The following is an 18,968-nucleotide window of genomic DNA, read 5'->3' on the forward strand; positions in this document are numbered from 1 at the left end:
ATCGTCCGCTTTAACAGGTTCGCTTGCTAGCTTCTGACGGCACAATTTCTTGCTTGAGGGCCGGCCTTAGTCCGGCGGAGGCGGCGCTTGCCCGGGCGCAAGCGAGAACCAGGTCAACCGCCAAGCGCCATGTTCGCGGCCGCCGGCCCGGTAATACGGCACCAGCGTCAGCGGCGCACGGCCAAGGCTGTGCAGGTGGATCATGGCGCCCTCGCGGCTTTCCCCAGGCGCCTGGTGCAGCCATTCGTCGATCGAGGCATCGGCGAGACGCAGCGTTTCTTCGGTCTTGAAGCCGTCGATCAGATCGCTGGCGTAGACCAAGGGACCGCGCGTCACCGCCAGGTATTGGTAATGCATCACCCGCTGACGCACCGGCGAGCCATCCGGCGCGCGTGATTCCTGGATGTTCTGCTGTATGCGCCGATGTGCGACAGGCGGCATCGGCAACTCGAGAGTCGCGACATCGCCCGATCGCCATTCGCGCTCGATGACGGCGTAGGCGCCGGATGCCGCTGGCGCCGGCGGGTTGCCATCGTTGATGGCGACGGTCGCGTCTTCGGCCCATTGCGGGATGCGTATCGAAATGGCGAAACGCGCCGAGCGTTCGCAGGAGACCTGCAACTCGATCCGGCCTTCGAATGGATAAGCGGTTCTCTGCGTCAGCGTGACCTCGCCGGCCTGCGGATGGAAGAAGACCGCTTCGCCCGGGCCGAGCAGATTGACCATGAGGTCGCCAATCGGTGACTGCGTATAGGCCAGTCCAGGCAGTTCTTCGATCGCCATCGCTCCGCTGGACTTGCAGCAACGCCAATACGTCGTATGCACGCGGCGGCCGTTAGGGAAAGAGTAGTAGCACCAGTCCTGGCCGTCGGGCGCCATGGCGCCGAGCAGATCGTTGTAGGCCGTGCGCTCAATCTCTTCTGCATATTTCGCATCGCCGGTGATCGCGAGCAATTCGCGGTTGAGCTGCACCCAGGCCAGAATGGAACAGGTTTCCACGTAGCCTTGCGGACTGAACACGCCGGCCGGATTGAACACCTCGCGCGAGCGATGCGCCACGCCGCCCCATGGCCCGCCTCCCAGCGTGAGGTGATGGGTGCGGATGCTTTCCCACATGTGGTCGACCGCCTCGCGATACGAGGCGACGCCGGTGGCCTTGTGCAGCTTCGCCAGCCCCACCAGATTCCAGGCCAACTGGTAGGCCTTGCCGGTGGCGATCTCCGATGCGTCGGCGCCGGCAAGCGCGCGCTTCAGCAGAGCCAGGTCCGGATTGTGGTCGGCCTGCTCCAGCACCAGCTGCGCGAGGGCCAGGTAGCGCGGTTCGCCGGTGGCCGAGTACAACTCCACCGCCGGATCCATCAGCACGGTGGCCGACATGCCGTGATGATTGCCAAGTTCGGTAATGTCGATGCCCTGTTCGGCGAGGGTGCGCCAGCACAGGTCGCCGATCTTGCGCGCAGCCTGCAGATATTCCGGTTTGGGGAAATGCTTGTGCACTTCCAGCAGACCGAGGATCAGATAGCTGTGCGTCCAGATGTCCCAAGTGCGCACGCTAGGCGCGCCGTCCCAAGTGCCCGGCTTGGGCGGCTGCTTGCGCATGAAACGGTGATCGGGCGCATAGGTGCCCAGATAGCCATCGGCTTCCTGCACGCCGACCAGATAGTCGGCGACACGCAGCAGATTGGCGACCAGATGCGCATCGCCATTGCGTGCAGCCGACTTGACGGCGGCGTAGAGCCACTTGCCGGCGTGTTCGCCGTACCAGTCGCCTTCCTCGTTCTTCGCGGCGCGCGCCGGATCGAAGATCTCTATGGCCGGACTGGTTTCATCGACGATGAAATGCGACAGACGCCCCGACCGATTCGCGGTGAGCGCCTCGCCCAGCAATCCGCCTAGCCGTACTTGCACGGAAGACGGCGGAGCCATCGCATTGTTCTTATCCAAGTTCATTCCGCATCCACGACGCAACGGAAGCCCACGCTACCCGAGCGATCCTTGCCCGGCGCCATCAGCAGATACTTGCCGTGCTGGTCGAGCCGGTAGGCCTGCGGAAAATACCAGTGTGAAGTCTGAGGACGATAGGAACTGCCGCCGCGCAGCACCGCGGCGCGGGTGTGGTCGTCGAAGTATTCATCGGTCCATTGCCAGACATTGCCGACCAGGTCCATGACCCCAAACGGACTGGCGCCCTCGGGATGCGCGTCGACATCAGCGGGCGACCGCAACCGGCGTTCGCGATTCGGGGCGGGCACCGCCGCGGCATTCCAGGCATCGCCCCAGGGATAGGCCCGGCCATCGCAACCCTGAGCGGCGTACTGCCATTCCCACTCGTGCGGCAGGCGCTTACCGGCCCATTGCGCGTAGGCGCGCGCGTCCTCGATCGATACCCAGGTCACCGGCTTGTTTTCCCACCCCGCCACCGGTGCGCCTTCGACCCAGTCGCGCAGGAAGTTGTGGCAGTCGCGCGGCCGGTAGTCGCTTTCGTCGACGAAGTGCTTGAACTGCGCGTTGCTGACCGGAGTGCGGTCGATATGGAAGGAGCGCATCCGCAGTAGCTTGCGATGCCCACGGCGCGCGCTGTTTTCCCAAGGGTATTGGAAGTCGACGCCGTCCCAGGTCTGGCCTTCGATCTCGACGCCGCCGACCACGAAGTCGAACTCGCCGGCGGGAATGGTAACCATGCCTTCCGCGGCTTCGGCCATGGGTGCGGTGCGCACGATCTCGACCAGGGTCTGCGGAATCGATTTCCACTGATTCGACAACGACTGCAGCGGGATCTTGGCGAAGCCCTTCATCAGTTCGAGGAAGGCCTCTAGGTCCGCATCCTGCACGCTCGCCTCCAACGCCAGCAACGCGCCGTAGCCTTTCCCTTCCAGCGTCATCGTCAGCGTCGCCTTGCCGTCGGCCAGACGCGGCTGCAGCGGGACGCCGTTCCACGCGTCGAAGTAGCGCGTGCCTTCCGCATGCGGAACGGCGATCTGCTCGCCGCTCACGTCGTACTCGTTGCGGTTGACGATATTCCACAAGGTCCTGCCCTCGCCCGGGAAGCGGCTGGCGAACACGCCCGCCTGCAAGGTCGCGGCGTACGGCTGCCAGTCCATGCTGACCATCAGCGGCGCGAACTTGCGCTCGACCGTGGCGATGCGGCGCAAGCTGGCGGCGTCGCGCGGGGTGAACTGGTTCCAGATGCCCCAGATGTTCTCCCATGCGTTGTAGCCCACGCCATTGAAAAAAATGTACTGCAGATCGTTGCTGCGGTCGCGGCCCCAGCGGTTCTCGTAGTTGATCATGTGGCGCGGTTCCAGCCACTTGAACTTAGCCACCGACGGAATCACATCCGCTGGCGCCTTCTTGCCCCAGCTCTGCACATTCCAGATCAGGTGTTCCTCGGCGCTGATCGTCGATTCGGGCTGCACCACCACCGGACAACCGAGCGCATCGCACGCATCGAAGAAGGCGCGCGGAACGCCGTTGTAAGTATCGCCGTTGATGCCGTCCGCACCGGTTTCCTTGACCAGCCGCGCGATCGCGAGCCAGTCCGGTTCGCCCTGCTCGCGAGTGCCGTTGTCCCACGGCATGGTCGGCAGGAACACCTTCACCCCGCGCCGGTGGAAATCGGCGACCACGCCGCGGATGCCTTCGACGCCGCCAGGCAGATCGTGGATGAGATCGAACTGGTTGCGATCGTCGATGCCGATGTTGGGGTAGATGTACCAGAGCAGCACGCTGTCCAGACCGCCGAAGCGTTCCTCCAGATCGTCGAGATAGCGGTCGACGGTGTATTTCCCCATCGCCGGATCGTAGAAGTAGCGGTCCTCGATCATCATCTGCGCATGCACGAAATTGCGCTGCGCCCATTGCAGTTCCGGACGCCGGTAGTTGGCATCGTCGTAGCCGATACGGGTGAGATGTTCGCGACGCCAGTCGGTCAGTTCGCGGATCCAGTCGTCGGCGGTGCCGTTGACATCCATCTTCCAGTGACCGATCTCTGCGAACGGCCAACCCGGCGCCTTGCCCGGCGTGGGTAGGTAGCGCTGGGTGGTGACGTGGGAGAACTTGTATTCGGTCCTGATTTCCGGCCGTTCCTCGCGGTCGCGATCGTCTGGGAAAGGCGCTGTGTTTTCCGGGCTTGCGGTCATGGTCTTAGTGATTTCGGAATCGATTGGAAGCGAGTGTCACACAAGGCCGCAATAGGCGGCGAGGGCGCGGTTGGCGGTTGGCGCATGGCGGTCGTTCGAACGCAGCATCGTTTCCACTTCGATACGTTGCGGAATGCTGGATTGTGCGCCCAACCGCGTGCAGGCCAATGCCGAAGCCGCGCACGCATAACGCAGGGCTGCAGGAAGCGCATCGCCCAGGTTCAGCGCGGCCACAAAAGCGCCGCAAAAGGTGTCTCCTGCGGCAGTGGTATCGACCGCCTGGACCTTGAAGCCGGACTGCAGGAAGAATTGCGCGTCCTGTCGCGCGCAGCAGCCGCGTGCACCCAGGGTTACGACCACGCAGGGAACCTCCAGTTGTTCCAGGCATTCGGCCACGGTGCCGTGATGCCCGGTGATCGCCGCCAGTTCGCCCTCGTTGACGATCAGCACATCCACCGACCGCAGCAGTTCGGTCGGCAAGGCCCGCGCGGGGGCGGCATTCAGCACCACTCGCACGCCGGCTTCGCGCGCGGACAGGGCGAAAGCGGTTACGGCTTCGATGGGCGTCTCCAACTGCAGCAGCAAGTGGCTCACGTCCTGCAGCGACGGCAGTTCGTCGCCGCGTAATACGCCGTTGGCACCGGGCGCGACGGTAATCGCGTTCTCGGCATCGTCGGATAGGCAGATGAAGGCGGTGCCGGTGGGCTGCGCGCTGCGCACCACCTGTAGGGTTACGCCCGCATCGGTCAGCGAATTCTCGATGGTGCTGGCGAATGGATCGTTGCCCAAAGCCAGCAGCATGCGTGTGTCGACGCCGCCCGCGCGTGCGCAGGCGACGGCTTGATTGGCGCCCTTGCCGCCTGGGAACGTCGCGAATTCGCGGCCCAGCACCGTTTCTCCCGGCGCCGGCACGTGCGAGGCGCGCACCACGAAATCCAGATTGGCCGAGCCCGCCACCAGCAGGGAGCGGCGTGCGCTCGCCTTCATGGCAGCCGCGCCTGCTGGACCAGGTTGTAGAACTGGGTGCTGATCCGCGGCAAGTCGTTGGCCGCGTCGTTAGGCAGGTGCTGCAGCAGCAATATCGAAATCATCCGTTGCTGGGGATCGATAGAAAAATAAGTGGACGCTGCCCCCGACCAGCCGAACTGTCCGGCCGGACCTAGGCGACCCTTGCCTGCGGGATCGAGCAGCACGGAGCCGCCCAGTCCGAAGCCTTCCGCATCGCTGAACTGGGTCACCGGTGGATTCAGGAAGGTCAGCTGGTTGGCCATCATCCGCTCTACCGTCTTGCGGCTGAGGACTCGCACGCCGTCCAGCGCGTCGCCGTCGAGCAGCAGGCGGCACAGGCGCATGAAATCCGGCGCAGTGGAATACAGCCCACCGGCGCCGCTGGGATAAGGATTGAGCCTTTCACCGGGATGCTTGGCGCTGGGACCGTCATCCAGCTTCAGTTTTCCATCCGCCCCCATGGCCGTTATATCGACGATGCGGCTGCGTTTTTCGACGGGCACACGGAAGCCCGTGTCGGCCAGGCGTAACGGATCGAATAGGCGCTGTTGCAGGAAGTCGTCGAAACGCTGTCCGCTCGCCACCTCCACTATCCGCGCCGCTACTTCCATCTGGGTGCCGTCGTAGCGGAACACCGTGCCGGGCTCGGCGGCCAACGGTATTTTCGACAGGCGTCGCGAGAACTCCTCCAGGTCCGCCGAACCGTGCAGATCGGCGCGTTCGAGCAGCTTGGTCGCTTCTTCAATGCCTTTGCCGCCGGTGGCGAAGCCCGCAGTGTGGGTGAGCAACTGATGCAGGGTGAGCTTGCGGTTTGCGGGCCGTAATTTCGGTAGATCAGCAGTGCCGCCGGCGAATATCTGCATGTCGGCGAATTCCGGCAGGTATTTTTCCACCGGATCGTCGAGATTCAACTTACCTTCTTCCATCAGCATCAGCACGGCGACCGTGGTCACCGATTTCGTCATGGAGTAGATGCGGAAGATCGAATCCTTTTGCATGGGCAAGGTCCGAGCCAGATCGCGATAGCCGTAGGCTTGCGATTGCACTATCCGATCATCGGCCATCACCAGGCTCACCGCACCCAGGTATCCCTGCGCATCGGTGGCCTTGGCCAGGAAATCGTCCAACCGCTGCAGGCGGTCCTCCGAAAATCGGGAGAGATGGGTTTCCGTACCTGCAGCGGTTGATGGTGAAGGCGGAGGCGGCAACGCGGCGGCGGCAACCGAGGTCAGGCAGAGCGTTATCCCGCACAGCATAGGCAGCAAGCGCGCTGCCGGCCACAACGCGGCGGCCGACAACGGCCGCCTGCCATCGGGCAAGCCCAGCTTGAACCCGACGTGCAGGCAGACATAAGTCATTGACAATTCAGCGATCAAAACTTGATTTGATGCGGCATCATTCGCACTTAGAACGTGTACTCATAAGTCAGCGAAACCATGCGACCACGGCCGGCGAAGTAGTTCTTGAAGAAGTCCACCTGCGACCAGCTCAGGACGTATTGCTTGTCGGTCAAGTTCTCGATGCCCACGGTGAAGCGCCCAACGTTCTCGACCCGGTAGTTCACGCTCAGGTCGAACAGCGTGTAGCCGTTGGTATGTTCTTCAAACGAGAAGGCCCGCCCATCGAAGGGACGCACATCGCTGGCCGAAAGGTCGCGCGACAGCAGCTTGGTTCCGTTCAAGGTGACATCGCCGTTGGGGCTGAAGTTCCAGGTGATCCAGGCCCCGATCTTGTCCGGGTTGATGTCCGATACGCCCATCGGCTTGTTCAGGCCACCGGCCGGGTAATCTCCATTCAGGGCCGCGTTCCAGAACGCCGTTTTGCCGCGTATGCGCGAATACAAGGCACCGGCCTTCCACTGCGGGTTGAACCTCCAGTCACCGCTCAGCTCCACGCCCTTGATTTGGGTAGGCGCGCGGTTAAGCACGAAGTCGTTGGTCGCAGGATCCACCGACAGAGAAGTGCCAAACGGCGAACGCGAGTCGTAGTACGAACCGCTGAACGATCCACGCGCACCGCGCCAGTTGAAACCGTACTCGCGATTGTCGACCACGATAGCCTGCAGGTCGCTGATACGGTCGACCGACTGCCCTGGTACGTTGATATTGCGCAATGGAATACCGATGTTGGGCAGGCTGAAGCCTTCGCCATAGGATGCGAACACCGACCATTCGTCGGTAATGCGCCAGATAGCGCCGAAGTTGAGCAGATCCTCGGTGTACTCGACTCCCCCGCCTTGTACGAACACGCTGTTGCGGAAAGGCGTGGTGGTGTAGCTGTCGACCTTGAGTTCGCCGTCTTCGCGACGGGCGCCGCCGCTCAGTGTCACCGGTCCGATGTCGTAGCTCAGCTGTGCGTAAGGCGCGACGCTGGTGTACTCCATGGGTGGAACCCATAGGCGATTGGTCAGCGCGAGTCGTTGCTGGGCCTCGTCATAGACGTAGTCGACGCCCGCACGCAATTCCAACCCGGACACGCCGAACAGTTCCGAACGCGTCCACGATGGACGGAAGCCCCACTTCTTGCTGTCGATTTCCGATTGGTCGTAGATGCGCTCGGCACCAACCGGCAGCGGCCAGACCAACTGGCGGTCGTCGCCGTTTTCCGGCAGGTAGCGCATCTGCTGGTCTGCCCAATAGCCGTTCAACACCAGCGTGCCGCCGAAAAAATCGCCGTGCGTGTACAGCAGGTTGAGCTGTTCGAAGTCGTTGAACTCGGCTTTGCTGCCGAAGATGTGTCCGCGCTCGGAGGTGTTGGTGACCGGATTGGCGCAGGTTCCGGGGCGGCAGCCTTCGACCTGGATGTAGTCGCCATTGCCTTCGATTTTGAAATGACTGTAGCTGGCCTGCAGGCGTTGCACGCCGTCTTCGCCGAAGTTGATGCCGCCCTTCAAGAACAGGTTGTTGGCCATGGAGTCCGACACCGAACCGCTGGTGTTCATGCCTACGCGGCGGCCATCGGCATCGTAGGAGATACCGCGGTCGATGGCAGAAAGCCCGACCACGAAGTCGTAATTGTCCTGCTTGTGCAGCCAGTTGGCGCCCACCTTCCAGCCGCTGCTGTCATTACCGAACTGGGTGGAATAGCGGGTGAGGATACGGAATTCGTTGCCTTCCTTCTGCGGCACGCTGGAGATGTAGTTGATGATACCGCCGGCCGCGCCAATGCCTTCGGAAGCCGACGGACCGTTGATGACTTCGATGCGGTCGACGATGCCCATATCGGTGAAGGTGGCGTTGCGGCCGCCTTCGCGCAGCGGCGAGCCCTGCGGCACACCGTCGAACAGGCGCAGTGCGATGCGACCGCGCAGTGTTTCGCCGGTATTGCTCATGGCTTGCGACGATTCGGCATAGCCGGGCACGGTACGGGCGAGAACCGCCGTGGCATCCTCGGTAACGGCTAGTGTGTGCTTGATCTCTTCCTTCGAAACCAGAGTGACCGCGCCCGGAATCTTGTCGATCGCCTTGGGGCTGCGCGAGCCGGTGACAATCACCGCATCAAGATCCGTCGCGTCCTGACTCTCGGTCGCGGGAGTCGGTGCGGCCGCTTCGGCCGCCTGTTGCGCATGGACGCTGGCGCTGACGGCAGCCGCCAGCAGGAAAACGCCGAATGTGGCCGGTACGTGCTTCATGTGTGTGGTCTCTCGGTTTTTTATGCTTATTAAGAGACGCGTGGATCGCGGCTCCCCCGTTATGCGTATGCGCGTCGGCAGTTCGCATGCGATGCGATCTGCGTGCCAAGCATCCCCTCCAAGACGCTTACGTACAGCCCCGACAATGGACGGGAGACTATGCGTTGGTCGACGGGAATAGAACCGGGGCGAACTATGTTCAGAGTCTAGTTTTTGTTGCTTACCGAATACGCCATTCATGACGCGTTGCAGCATGAATGTGCTGATCCATATACAGGACGTCATCCCAAATGTTTTTAGGTTTGGCGTACGCCTAACCGTTGACCACCTTCATCGCCGCCCTGCTCTCTTCCAGAAACACGGTGACCAGGCGAATGCGGATCGTCGAGCGCGACCAGACGATGCCGATCTGCCGCGGCACGCTTTCCTCCGGCAACGGCAAGCGCACCAGCTTGAGTCCTTCCGGCCACGGCTTGGCCCAGTCCGGCACCAGCGAAACGCCGAGGCCGCGGTCGACCATCACCGCGATCGCGTTGAGCGCGTTGAGCTCGAAGCGTTCGTGCGGGGTGATGCCCATGCGCTGCAGGTATTCCTCGGCCTGCCGGCCGCCCCAATGGTTGCGGTCGTAGCGGATCAGGGGTTGCGTAGCGAGCAGTTCGTGCGGATCGCGGCCGGCCATGCTCTCGGGGGCCAGTACCACCAGCGGTTCCTCGCGCAGCAGCAGCCAGTTGCAGGTCTTAGGCAAGGTATACGGCGCGTGCAGCACGATGGCCGCGTCCAGCTCGCCGCCTTCCACCGCGCGGTAGAGATCGGCCGAATAACCCGGCTTGATGAAGACGTTGATCTCGGGAAACTTATCCACCATCCGCGCCAGAATGTCCGGCAGCATGCCGGCCAGCGCGGTGGGGCAGGCGCCCAGGCGTAATTCTCCGGAGACCGCGTTGTCGTTGGCCAGGCTGCGCAGGTCGGCCACGTCGCGCAAAAGATCGCGGCTGCGCTGCAGGATGCGCGAGCCTTCCTCGGTAACGCTGACCGTGCGCCCTACCCGCGCGATCAGCGGCGCGCCGATTTCGCGCTCCAAAGTGCGGATCTGCTGCGCAACCGCCGCCGGGGTGATGTTGAGCAGGCGCGCGGCCGCGGCCATCGAACCGCGATCAACGACTGCCACGAAGGTCTTCAGGAATTGGGTGTCCACGTGGTTTCTCTGGGCGTGAGCGGCAGATGGAGGAAGAACGGCGAGCGCCGACGCGGCGCGGCAGGACATCACCGCAAGCATACTCAAAAGATAGCCGCGCAGGCTTGTTGCGAAAGTCATGCGCTTGCAGGATTGCTCGCGCCTTCTGCACATACGGGTCTGACTACGCCATGGACTACCCCCGCGCTTCCGCCGAACAGATCGGTTTCTTCCGCGAACACGGCTATCTGGTCGTGGCCGGCGCTGTCCCGCAGACGGATCTGGATACCTTGGAGTCCTATTGCGACATGCTGTTGCAGAACAAGGAGCGGCTGGCCAACGATTGGGCGTGGGACGCGAACGAGGCCCGGGAGGACCGCAGCTTCCGCATCGTGCAGTCCACCCCGACCTTGGTCTGGAAAGATATCGCCGACCAGCCGTACCGCCATTGGCTGGCGGCGTTTTCTTCGCAACTGATGGGGATGGCGCTGGAGTTCTGGTACGACCAGTTCCTGGGCAAACCGCCGGGCAAGAGCGTGCCGACCGAATGGCACCAGGACGAAGGCTATTGGGGCCGAAATTTGGCCGATCGCGGTATCACCGGCTGGATTCCGTTGCAAGACGTGGACAGCGTGAACGGATGCATGCACTTCATCGATGGCGGCCACTTGGAGGGCGTGCTCGAGCACAAATTGGTGGAAGGCGTGCAAAGCGACCTGCTGATATGCGAGGTGGATGCGAGTCGCACCGTGGTTTGTCCGATGCGTCGCGGCGATGTGGCTTTTCATCATTCGAAAACGCCGCACATGAGCACCGCCAATAATGGCGCAGGCTGGCGCAAGGCGGTCACCAACCATCTGCAGGCGGTGGGCGCCGGTGGCGAAGGCGGCCATTATCCGTGGCGAGTCAAAGTCAACCAGAAGACAGGCACGCGCACGGTTCCCGAGAGCCGGCCGGTGGACGATGCCGACAAGGCGTGACGCGCCGTGACGCGAACTTCTGGATTTCAGCGCAGATAAGTGAATTGAACCCCTCTCCCGCTAGCGGGAGAGGGTGCCGCAGGCGGGTGAGGGGAGCCGGAGTCGACTCACTTCCGTCTCCAGCATCGTTTCTAGCGTCAGATTCGGGACCTCTACACTCGGTGCGCCAACGCAGAACCAAACATCTTCGGCTCCGTTACCCTCATCCGGCCTGCCGGCCACCTTCTCCCGTTAACGGGAGAAGGGTGCGATTCCAATTGGACCGGATACCTGATGCACCCTACTTCGCTACAGGCACAGGTTTGACGTAATTGCTGTCCGACTTCGCGTAGATGGTCAGCCCATCCAGGTCGCGCGTAGGCGCCGGGAAGAACAGGCTGGCCAGATAGCCGATCACGATGCACAGCATGATCGAGATGGCCAGGTAGAAGTACGGATGCACCAGATTCATCGACCAGGCCAACAGGGTGAGTGCGATGCTAGAGGCCACGCCGATGGCCACACCTGCCGAATTGGCGCGGCGGGTGAACATGCCCAACGTGTAGGCGCCCGCAAAGCCGCCACCCAATAGTCCGGCCAGTTCGATGGACACGTCGAACAACGAATGGATATCGAAGCGGGAGAGCAGCAGCGCCACACCTATACCGAGCAGACCGGTGCCTACCGTGGCGGCCTCGGCGAAAAACACGCTCTTCTTCGGCGTGGGATTCTTTGCGAGCTTCTCGTAGAAATCCACAGAAGCCAACGTGGCCACACTGTTCATGATGCTGGAAAGCGTGGCCATGGCCGCTGCGAAGATGCCGGCGATGATCAGCCCGGTCACGCCCATCGGCAACTCCGCGGCGATGAACAGCGGAAAGGTCGCATCGATCGGCAGCAGCGGGTTCATGCGTTCCGGATTGTTCTTGTAGTAGACGAACAGCGCGGTGCCGATGGAATAGAAGATGAAACCACCGGGTATCATGATCAGGGCGAAGGCCCAGATCGAGCGCCCCGCTTCCTTGTCGGATTTGGTCGACAACGTGCGCTGCATCAGCACCTGGTCCTTGGGGAAGGTCAGCACCACGTCGAACAAGACCAGGAAAATGAAGCCCCACACCGTGGCCTTGGTCAGGTCGAAGCTGAAGTCCAGCAGCTTGGTCTTGTCCGCCGCTTGCGCGATCTGGTGGAATTCGCCGAAGCCGCCTTTCAGCGTCCAGATGATGAAGAGAATGGCGAAGATCGCGCCGCCCATCTTGACGATGACCTGCACGAAGTCGGTCCAGATCACCGCCTTCATGCCTCCCATGGCCGTGTAGATGATGGTGAAGCCTCCCATCATCAGAATGCTCCACTCCACCCGGATGCCGGTGATGGTGGCGATCGCCAGCGCCGGCAGGAACAGCACCACGCTCATGCGGCTGCCTATCTGCATGATGATGCACAGCGCACTGGCCAGCATGCGGATGGTGGGATGGAAGCGGGTCTCCAGATAGGAGAACACCGACATCAGGTTGAGGCGGCGCAGCAATGGCACGATCCATACCGCCACGAACATCAGGCCCAGCACCGCGACCAGATTGTTGGTGAGGTACTGCCAGTTGGTTTCGAACGCCTTGGCCGGAATGGCGATGAAGCTGATCGAGCTGGTGTTGGCCGCATACAGGCTGACGCCCGCCGCCCAAAAAGGAATGGTGCGCCCGCCGACGAAGAAATCGGAAGTCGAGTTGCGCTTCTCGCGGATATAGAAATAGAAACCCATGCCCAGCATCGCGCCCAGATAGACCACGATCACGATCCAGTCCAGCCAGCGCAACAGCAGTTTTCCCGATTCGATCTGGGTGGACTCGAAGTCGACGCGCTTGCCGTCAGCGCTGGTACGGGCCCACAGCAGGCCATTGTCGAAGGCGGCCGTGGCGGCGACGCCCGCCGCGCTCGAATCGGGCAGCGTTGCCCACGACCCGGTGATGGTATGGAAGGTCATCATCTGCGGCGCCGCACCGGAACTCGCCACCAGGTAGATCACGTGCGCCTGACCGATGGCCCGCGCCGAACCCGGCACGATCGAACCGGGCACCGCACCTTTGTCCTGCCAGCCCTTGTCGGCGGACCAACGCAGGATGCGTTCGCCGCTGGCGCCCGGCACGGTCGCGAACACCGCCGAGGTCTGCACTACCAGCGACGTCATTGGCGAGTTTCCCGGCCAACCGGACTGCAGCTGCCATTCCGACTTAGCCGCGCCTGGTAGAAGAGAAAGCAGCGTGGATTTTCCTGCTGCGTCGATTCCAGCCAGATAGAGGTTGTCGGCATTAAGCGCAGCACGCACCTCGTTCAATGCCGAAGGAAGCGCAGGCAGCGGCTTGTTGGAAAGTTGGCCGTTGACGAATGCGATCTGCTCGACGGAGGCCGTACCGGTTCCCTCGGCTGAACCGCTCAACAGAAACGCCAGTTGCCCGTTACCGACCGCACTTTTCAGCGTGCCGGCCGCGACATCGGGTTGCCAAGGCGAGAGCTCCCATTTCTTACGTTCGGCATCCAATATCCAGGCCCGATCGGCAGTGAACGCGACCGGCCGGCCCTCCACCACCACCAATCCTATCAATGGCTGGTCTATAGCCAGCGCGGGCAATGAAGTGGTCTTCACCGACGACAGGCTTGCGGCCGCAGCGGGCAACGCCAGGCAGCCCAGCAGCAGGAGAGCCGCTGCCAGAAAAGTGCGCATCGCGGAAAGAGGTTGGGGCATTAAGGCGTGCTCGTGCTGGAATCGAGCGAAGCCAGAATCGCCTCGGCGCGCTTCAGGAAAGGAAGATCGATCATGCGGCCGTCCACCACGAAGGCGCCGCGGCCTTGCGCGCTGGCTTCGCCTGCGGCGGCCACGATACGTCGTGCCGCGGCTATTTCCTGCGCGTCCGGCTGGAAGACTTCATTGGCCAGCGCCACCTGCTTCGGATGGACGCAACTCTTGCCGAGATAACCCAGGCGACGCGCCATCGATGCCTCGGCACGGAAGCCCTCCGCATCCTCGAGATCGGCGAAAGCGGCATCCCAGGCGAAGACGCCCGCCTCCGCCGCGGCCATGCGCATCGCATAGAGCGCGGCATGTACGTTGGCGGCATCGCCGCGGTCGATACCGAAGGGCTGGAAAAGATCCGCCAGCCCCAATTGCAATCCCGCCACACGCGGATGCGCGCCCGCGATTTCGGCCGCGCGGCGCAAACCACGTGGAGTTTCGATAGTGGCCAGTAGGCGTATCGGTCGATCGATGCCGTTGCCGGCTTCGACGCGTTCCAGCACCGCCACCGCAGCGCGGATGTCTTCGGCCGATTCCACCTTGGGCAGGTTCAGCAGCGCGACCGCGGACTGCGCGACCGCCTGTACGTCCGCCTCGAAGTGCGGCGTATCCAGTGCGTTGAGTCGCACCACGATGACTTTGGCCGCTGCGCGCACCGCAGGCGATCGCAGGAATTCGGCGACATCGGCGCGCGCTTCGGCCTTGCGCGTTTCGGGAACCGAGTCCTCCAGATCGAAGCTCAGCGCATCGGCATCGCCCGCCAGCGCCTTGGCGAACAATTCAGGACGCACTCCCGGAACGAACAGCTTGCTACGCATCGACCACGCTCTTCATGGCGCGCAGTGTGAGGGAAACGGAAGCAAAGAAAAGTCTTCCTCGCCATATTCAGAAGAAACATTTCGTTGCGGTAATGGTGCGAGAAGTAGATTAGAGGCTTGGGCTCGGGCATTGGCTTCGGCCTTTGCTGCGCGCTATCGGCCCCGTGAGTTGCGGCAAGCAGGACGGGATAAACCCCGAAGGGGCGGCGCACATGGATGTGCGCCGTTTCCGGAGGCGCAGGAGGCGCCTTACGGAAATTCCCGGCCTGCTCGCGGACCCCACGGCTTCATCGTGGGGCGCGACGTAGGGCGGCTTTCTTTTGGTTACTTTTCTTTGCCGTTCAAAGAAAAGTGACTCGCGCAACGCACGAAACGCTTCTGATCTTGCTTTCAGCGCCGCACGTCGAACCCGCTCTCCCCCAAGAAAGCGCTGACTTCGGCCACGCCCATGAGGTTGAAATCGCCGGGCAGCGAATGCTTGAGGCAGGCAGAGCCCAAGCCGAAGCACAGTCCGTCGACGTCGTCCATGCCGGTCATTACGCCATGCAGCACGCCCGCGGCGAATGCGTCCCCGGTGCCGATGCGGTCGACGATCGGGGCTACCTCATAAGCGGAAGTGGTATGGCTGGTTCCGCCACGCACCGCATCGATGGCGGATAGAGCGTGATGATCGACGCTGCGCTGTACGCGGATGGTCGCGGCCATACGCTGCAGCTGCGGGAAGGCGGCGAACGCCGCCTGCGCGCCGGCCAGGAAGCGCTCTTCGGAAGTGGGTTGAGCGAAGGATTGACCCAACACGACCTGGATATCGCGATGGCTGGCGAACAGCAGATCGGCTTCGGCCATGATTTCGCGCAGGATCGCCGCTGCGTCGCCCTGCCACGCCTCCCAGAGTTTGGGACGGAAATTACCGTCGAAGGACACCTTGACCCCCGCCGCGCGCGCCGCGCGCACCGCTCCTAGCGTGCGATCCGCCGCCAGTTGTCCCAATGCCGGGCTGACCCCGGAGACATGTAGCCAGTCGGCGCCTGCTAGCAGCCCAGCCCAGTCGTGCTCTCCACCGCCCGCGCGCGCGAAGGCGGAGTCGGCTCGGTCGTAGAGCACCTCGCTGGGACGTTGAATGGCTCCCGGTGTCAGAAAGTACAGGCCCATCCGTCCCGACGCCCGCTGGACACCCCGCGTGTCCACCCCATGACGGCGCAATTCCCCGGTCGCCGCTTCGCCCAGGGTGTTGTCGGCCACCACGCCGACCATGTCCGCACGATGGCCAAACTTGGCCAGCGAAACGGCGACATTGGCTTCCGCACCGCCTGTGTAGACCTCGAGATGAGGCGACTGCAGCAATAGCTGCCGGCCCGGCGCGCCCAGGCGCAGCAGCAGTTCCCCGAAACAGACCACGTGTCCCCGCATTCCGCCGCTCCCTTATCGTCTATCCGCCGGCCTGATGGACTGCGGCAATGATTGTCCCGGGACACACCATAGCGCCCCGGAAAGAATAGTTGTTGTTGCACCGCACACTCTGTTACGGTTTTTTTGACCAGCGGTGTCATTTTACTTCTGGAAAGCATCTCGAGGTGACAAAACCCGATTCGTTTCATCGCTAAAAGCCGCCATAGAGCGATACATGTGCCCTTGAGGAGGGGAACCCATGCAAACTCGTAACAACCGCCGGAAGACACCGGTTACCGTGCTCGCACTGTCGATCGGATTCGCGCTGCAGATGAATGCCATGTCCGCATTCGCTCAGGAAGCCAGCCCGGCCGATACAAGCCCCACCGCGCCCGCCACTTCCGAATCCGAGGACGTGGATACGCTGGGCACCATCACCGTTACAGGTTACCGGGCCAGCCTGGAAAAAGCGCTGGATATCAAGCGCGGCGAAGCCGGTGTGGTGGACGCCATCGTCGCCGAGGATATCGGCAAGTTCCCCGACCTGAACCTGGCCGAATCGCTGCAGCGCATCCCGGGTGTGGTCATCACCCGCGATGCCGGCGAAGGCCGCAACATCTCTGTCCGCGGCCTGGACTCGAACTTCACTCGTGTGCGCGTCAACGGTATGGAAGCGCTGACCACGGTAGGATCTACGGACCAGAACGGCGGAACGAACCGCGGCCGCGGTTTCGACTTCAATGTGTTCGCCTCTGATCTGTTCTCGCAGCTGATCGTACGCAAAACCGCATCGGCGGACGTGGAAGAAGGCTCGCTGGGTGCGACCGTCGATCTGCGCACGGCGCGCCCTTTCGACTACGAGGGCTTCACCCTCGCCGCCAGCGGCCAGGCCGGCTACAACGATATAGGCGGCGAGACCGACCCGCGGCTCGCCGCGCTGATTGCCAACACTTGGGCCGACGGCAAGTTCGGCGCCTTGTTGTCGGTGGCCTATTCGGAACGCCAGACGCTGGAAGAAGGCAGCGGCAGCGGCCGCTGGGCCAATGGTCCCAGCAATGGCAATTTCAACGCGGCATCGCCATTCGCGCCCGCACGCCTAGCCACTACTTATCACCCGCGTTTCCCGCGCTACACGCTGATGGAGCATGACCAGAAGCGCACGGGCGTGACCGCCTCGCTGCAGTTCAAGCCGACCGACCGCACCCAGTTCTCGCTGGACGCGCTGTACTCGAAAATCGACGCCACCCGCAACGAGAAGTACATCGAAGCGATCTCATTCAGCCGCGGTGGCACCGGCAAGCCGCAGACCATCGTCCGCGACGGTGTGATCGAGGACGGCGCGCTGGTCTACGGTCTGTTCGACGATGTCGACATCCGCTCGGAAAGCCGCCATGACGAGTGGAACACGGTCTTCACCCAGATCGACCTGGAGGGCGAGCATGAGTTCACCGACAACTTCAAGCTGTCCGGCAAGCTCGGCACGTCCAAATCGGAGCATGAAAATCCGATCCAGACCACGATCATCATGGATAAGAACAACGTCGACAATTACAGCTACGACTACCGCGGCAATCCATACAAGCCGGTGCTGAACTACGGTATCGATCCGACCGACGGCAACGGCTGGACCCTGGCCGAAATCCGTATCCGTCCTCAATACGTCACTAATGACTTCGACATCGGGCAACTGGATTTCAACTGGAATATCGGTACCGGTTTCCGGCTGAAGGGCGGCGTGCAGGCCAAGAACTATTCGTTCTCCACTCGCGAGCTGCGTCGTGCCTCGGAACTGGCCGTGCCCGTCTTTCCCGGCGGCACTACGCTGGTCCCGGCCGACCTGACCGAACTGGCCCGTCTGAGCAGCGTCAGCGGTTCGCCCGGGACCTGGGTGATCCCCGACTACCAGGGCATCGCCGATGTGTTCGATATCTACAGCAACACCGGCACCTTCGCTTTGGCTGAGCGTGCGGCCAACACCCGCAGCGTGGAGGAAGAGGATCGCGGCCTTTACTTGATGGGCGAGTTCTCCCTGGATATCGGGCCGGTCCCGGTTTCGGGCAACGTGGGCATGCGCCATGTGCGCACCAAGCAGTCGTCCACTGGCATCGCGACGGCCAGCGGCGCCCCAGTCGCTGCGACGGCGAACCGCAAGTACAGCGACACGCTGCCGTCGATGAATCTGGTGGCCGAGGTCATGCCGGACTTCCTGGTCCGCCTGAGCGCGGCCAAAGTCATGACCCGTCCGGGTTTGGGCTTCCTGACGCCGGGTGTCACCGTCAACGTCAGCGGCGGTGCGCGTACCGTGGCGGGCGGCAATCCGAATCTGGATCCGATCCGCGCCTTCACCGCCGACCTGGGCTTCGAGTGGTACTTCCAGGAAGGCGCCATGCTCGGCCTGGGTCTGTTCTACAAGGACATCGAGAGTTTCATCCAGACCACGCGTGTAGTGCAGCCTTACTCGGCCAGCGGTCTGCCTGCCAGCTTGCTGGCAGGCACCGGTGCGACCGTCGATGATGACTTCACGTTCACCGTGCCGCTCAATACGCCGGGCGGTGAACTGATGGGCCTGGAGGCCAACTACCTGCAGCCGTTCACCTTCCTGCCGGGCAAATGGGCCAACTTGGGCGTGCAACTGAATTACACGTATGTGGATTCACAGATCCAGTACGTGAACAGTGCGGGCGCCAATGTCTTCAAGACGGATTTGACCGGGTTGTCCAAGCATTCGTGGAACGCCACGCTGTTCTACGAAGGCAAGCGCTTCTCCGGCCGCGTCTCGGCCACTAACCGCGACGACTATCTGCTGCAGGCGCCTGGCACCGAAGCCGGGTTCAACCTGGATGGCGTGCACGGCCAGACCGGCACCACGACGGTGGATGCTTCGGTGCGCTGGAAGATCAACGACAAATTGGAACTGAGCCTGGAAGGCATCAACCTGACCGACGAAGTGCAGGAATCGTGGGTGTCCAACCCCGCCGTCACGCTTCCGCTGGACTACAGCGAAACCGGCCGTCAATACCTGCTGGGTCTGCGCTACAAGTTCTGATCGCAAGCTTCGA

At 62.6% G+C, this 18,968-nt stretch carries 11 protein-coding genes; 2 read left to right on the plus strand and 9 right to left on the minus strand.

The window, feature by feature from the left end; translation table 11 throughout:
- Positions 1–66 precede the first annotated feature (66 nt).
- From AC1DTQ_RS15495 to AC1DTQ_RS15520, 6 genes are all read right to left on the minus strand, one after another.
- Positions 67–1,950: a glycoside hydrolase family 127 protein gene (locus AC1DTQ_RS15495; protein WP_477850715.1), complete on the minus strand. Its 1,884-nt coding sequence runs from the start codon at positions 1,948–1,950 to the stop codon at positions 67–69.
- Positions 1,947–4,139, minus strand: a complete 2,193-nt coding sequence (locus AC1DTQ_RS15500) for a formylglycine-generating enzyme family protein (protein ID WP_477850717.1) — start codon at positions 4,137–4,139, stop codon at positions 1,947–1,949. Before AC1DTQ_RS15500 ends, AC1DTQ_RS15495 begins: the two co-directional genes overlap by 4 nt.
- 36 nt (positions 4,140–4,175) lie before the next feature.
- Entirely contained in the window at positions 4,176–5,126 is a 951-nt protein-coding gene (locus AC1DTQ_RS15505; protein WP_477850719.1) for a ribokinase, read from the minus strand.
- Positions 5,123–6,505, minus strand: coding sequence for a serine hydrolase domain-containing protein (locus AC1DTQ_RS15510; protein WP_477850721.1), 1,383 nt, complete (start codon positions 6,503–6,505; stop codon positions 5,123–5,125). The genes AC1DTQ_RS15505 and AC1DTQ_RS15510 overlap by 4 nt, the downstream gene beginning before the upstream one ends.
- Before the next feature lie 47 nt (positions 6,506–6,552).
- Positions 6,553–8,778 carry a TonB-dependent receptor gene (locus AC1DTQ_RS15515; RefSeq protein WP_477850723.1) on the minus strand — a complete coding sequence of 742 codons (2,226 nt, stop codon included), beginning with the start codon at positions 8,776–8,778 and terminating at the stop codon, positions 6,553–6,555.
- Between the two features lie 313 nt (positions 8,779–9,091).
- A complete protein-coding gene (locus AC1DTQ_RS15520) occupies positions 9,092–9,973 on the minus strand; it encodes a LysR family transcriptional regulator (protein WP_477850725.1) in 882 nt (293 codons plus the stop codon).
- Positions 9,974–10,143: 170 nt separating this feature from the next.
- On the opposite strand from AC1DTQ_RS15520, the gene AC1DTQ_RS15525 reads away from it, so the two are divergent.
- Positions 10,144–10,932, plus strand: coding sequence for a phytanoyl-CoA dioxygenase family protein (locus AC1DTQ_RS15525; protein ID WP_477850727.1), 789 nt, complete (start codon positions 10,144–10,146; stop codon positions 10,930–10,932).
- Between the two features lie 280 nt (positions 10,933–11,212).
- On the opposite strand, the gene AC1DTQ_RS15530 is transcribed toward AC1DTQ_RS15525, so the two are convergent.
- The 3 genes from AC1DTQ_RS15530 to AC1DTQ_RS15540 all read right to left on the minus strand — a co-directional run bounded on the left by AC1DTQ_RS15530 (position 11,213) and on the right by AC1DTQ_RS15540 (position 15,930).
- Positions 11,213–13,654: a sodium:solute symporter family protein gene (locus AC1DTQ_RS15530; RefSeq protein ID WP_477850729.1), complete on the minus strand. Its 2,442-nt coding sequence runs from the start codon at positions 13,652–13,654 to the stop codon at positions 11,213–11,215.
- Positions 13,654–14,520: an HpcH/HpaI aldolase/citrate lyase family protein gene (locus AC1DTQ_RS15535; RefSeq protein ID WP_477850731.1), complete on the minus strand. Its 867-nt coding sequence runs from the start codon at positions 14,518–14,520 to the stop codon at positions 13,654–13,656. The genes AC1DTQ_RS15530 and AC1DTQ_RS15535 overlap by 1 nt, the downstream gene beginning before the upstream one ends.
- A gap of 390 nt (positions 14,521–14,910) precedes the next feature.
- The gene (locus AC1DTQ_RS15540; protein WP_477850732.1) at positions 14,911–15,930 is read right to left on the minus strand and encodes a sugar kinase; all 1,020 of its coding nucleotides are present in this window, start codon (positions 15,928–15,930) and stop codon (positions 14,911–14,913) included.
- Between the two features lie 238 nt (positions 15,931–16,168).
- Between AC1DTQ_RS15540 and AC1DTQ_RS15545 the strand changes: the two genes are divergently transcribed.
- Positions 16,169–18,955, plus strand: a complete 2,787-nt coding sequence (locus tag AC1DTQ_RS15545) for a TonB-dependent receptor (RefSeq protein ID WP_477850734.1) — start codon at positions 16,169–16,171, stop codon at positions 18,953–18,955.
- Positions 18,956–18,968: the final 13 nt, after the last annotated feature.

The organism is Pseudoxanthomonas sp. P4_B2 (assembly GCF_056402315.1).

Coding starts and splice junctions, on each gene's coding strand:
- AC1DTQ_RS15495 (WP_477850715.1), bottom strand. CDS start 1,950: ATGAACTTGGATAAGAACAATGCGATGGCTCCGCCGTCTTCCGTGCAA.
- AC1DTQ_RS15500 (WP_477850717.1), bottom strand. CDS start 4,139: ATGACCGCAAGCCCGGAAAACACAGCGCCTTTCCCAGACGATCGCGAC.
- AC1DTQ_RS15505 (WP_477850719.1), bottom strand. CDS start 5,126: ATGAAGGCGAGCGCACGCCGCTCCCTGCTGGTGGCGGGCTCGGCCAAT.
- AC1DTQ_RS15510 (WP_477850721.1), bottom strand. CDS start 6,505: ATGACTTATGTCTGCCTGCACGTCGGGTTCAAGCTGGGCTTGCCCGAT.
- AC1DTQ_RS15515 (WP_477850723.1), bottom strand. CDS start 8,778: ATGAAGCACGTACCGGCCACATTCGGCGTTTTCCTGCTGGCGGCTGCC.
- AC1DTQ_RS15525 (WP_477850727.1), top strand. CDS start 10,144: ATGGACTACCCCCGCGCTTCCGCCGAACAGATCGGTTTCTTCCGCGAA.
- AC1DTQ_RS15530 (WP_477850729.1), bottom strand. CDS start 13,654: ATGCCCCAACCTCTTTCCGCGATGCGCACTTTTCTGGCAGCGGCTCTC.
- AC1DTQ_RS15535 (WP_477850731.1), bottom strand. CDS start 14,520: ATGCGTAGCAAGCTGTTCGTTCCGGGAGTGCGTCCTGAATTGTTCGCC.
- AC1DTQ_RS15540 (WP_477850732.1), bottom strand. CDS start 15,930: ATGCGGGGACACGTGGTCTGTTTCGGGGAACTGCTGCTGCGCCTGGGC.
- AC1DTQ_RS15545 (WP_477850734.1), top strand. CDS start 16,169: ATGCAAACTCGTAACAACCGCCGGAAGACACCGGTTACCGTGCTCGCA.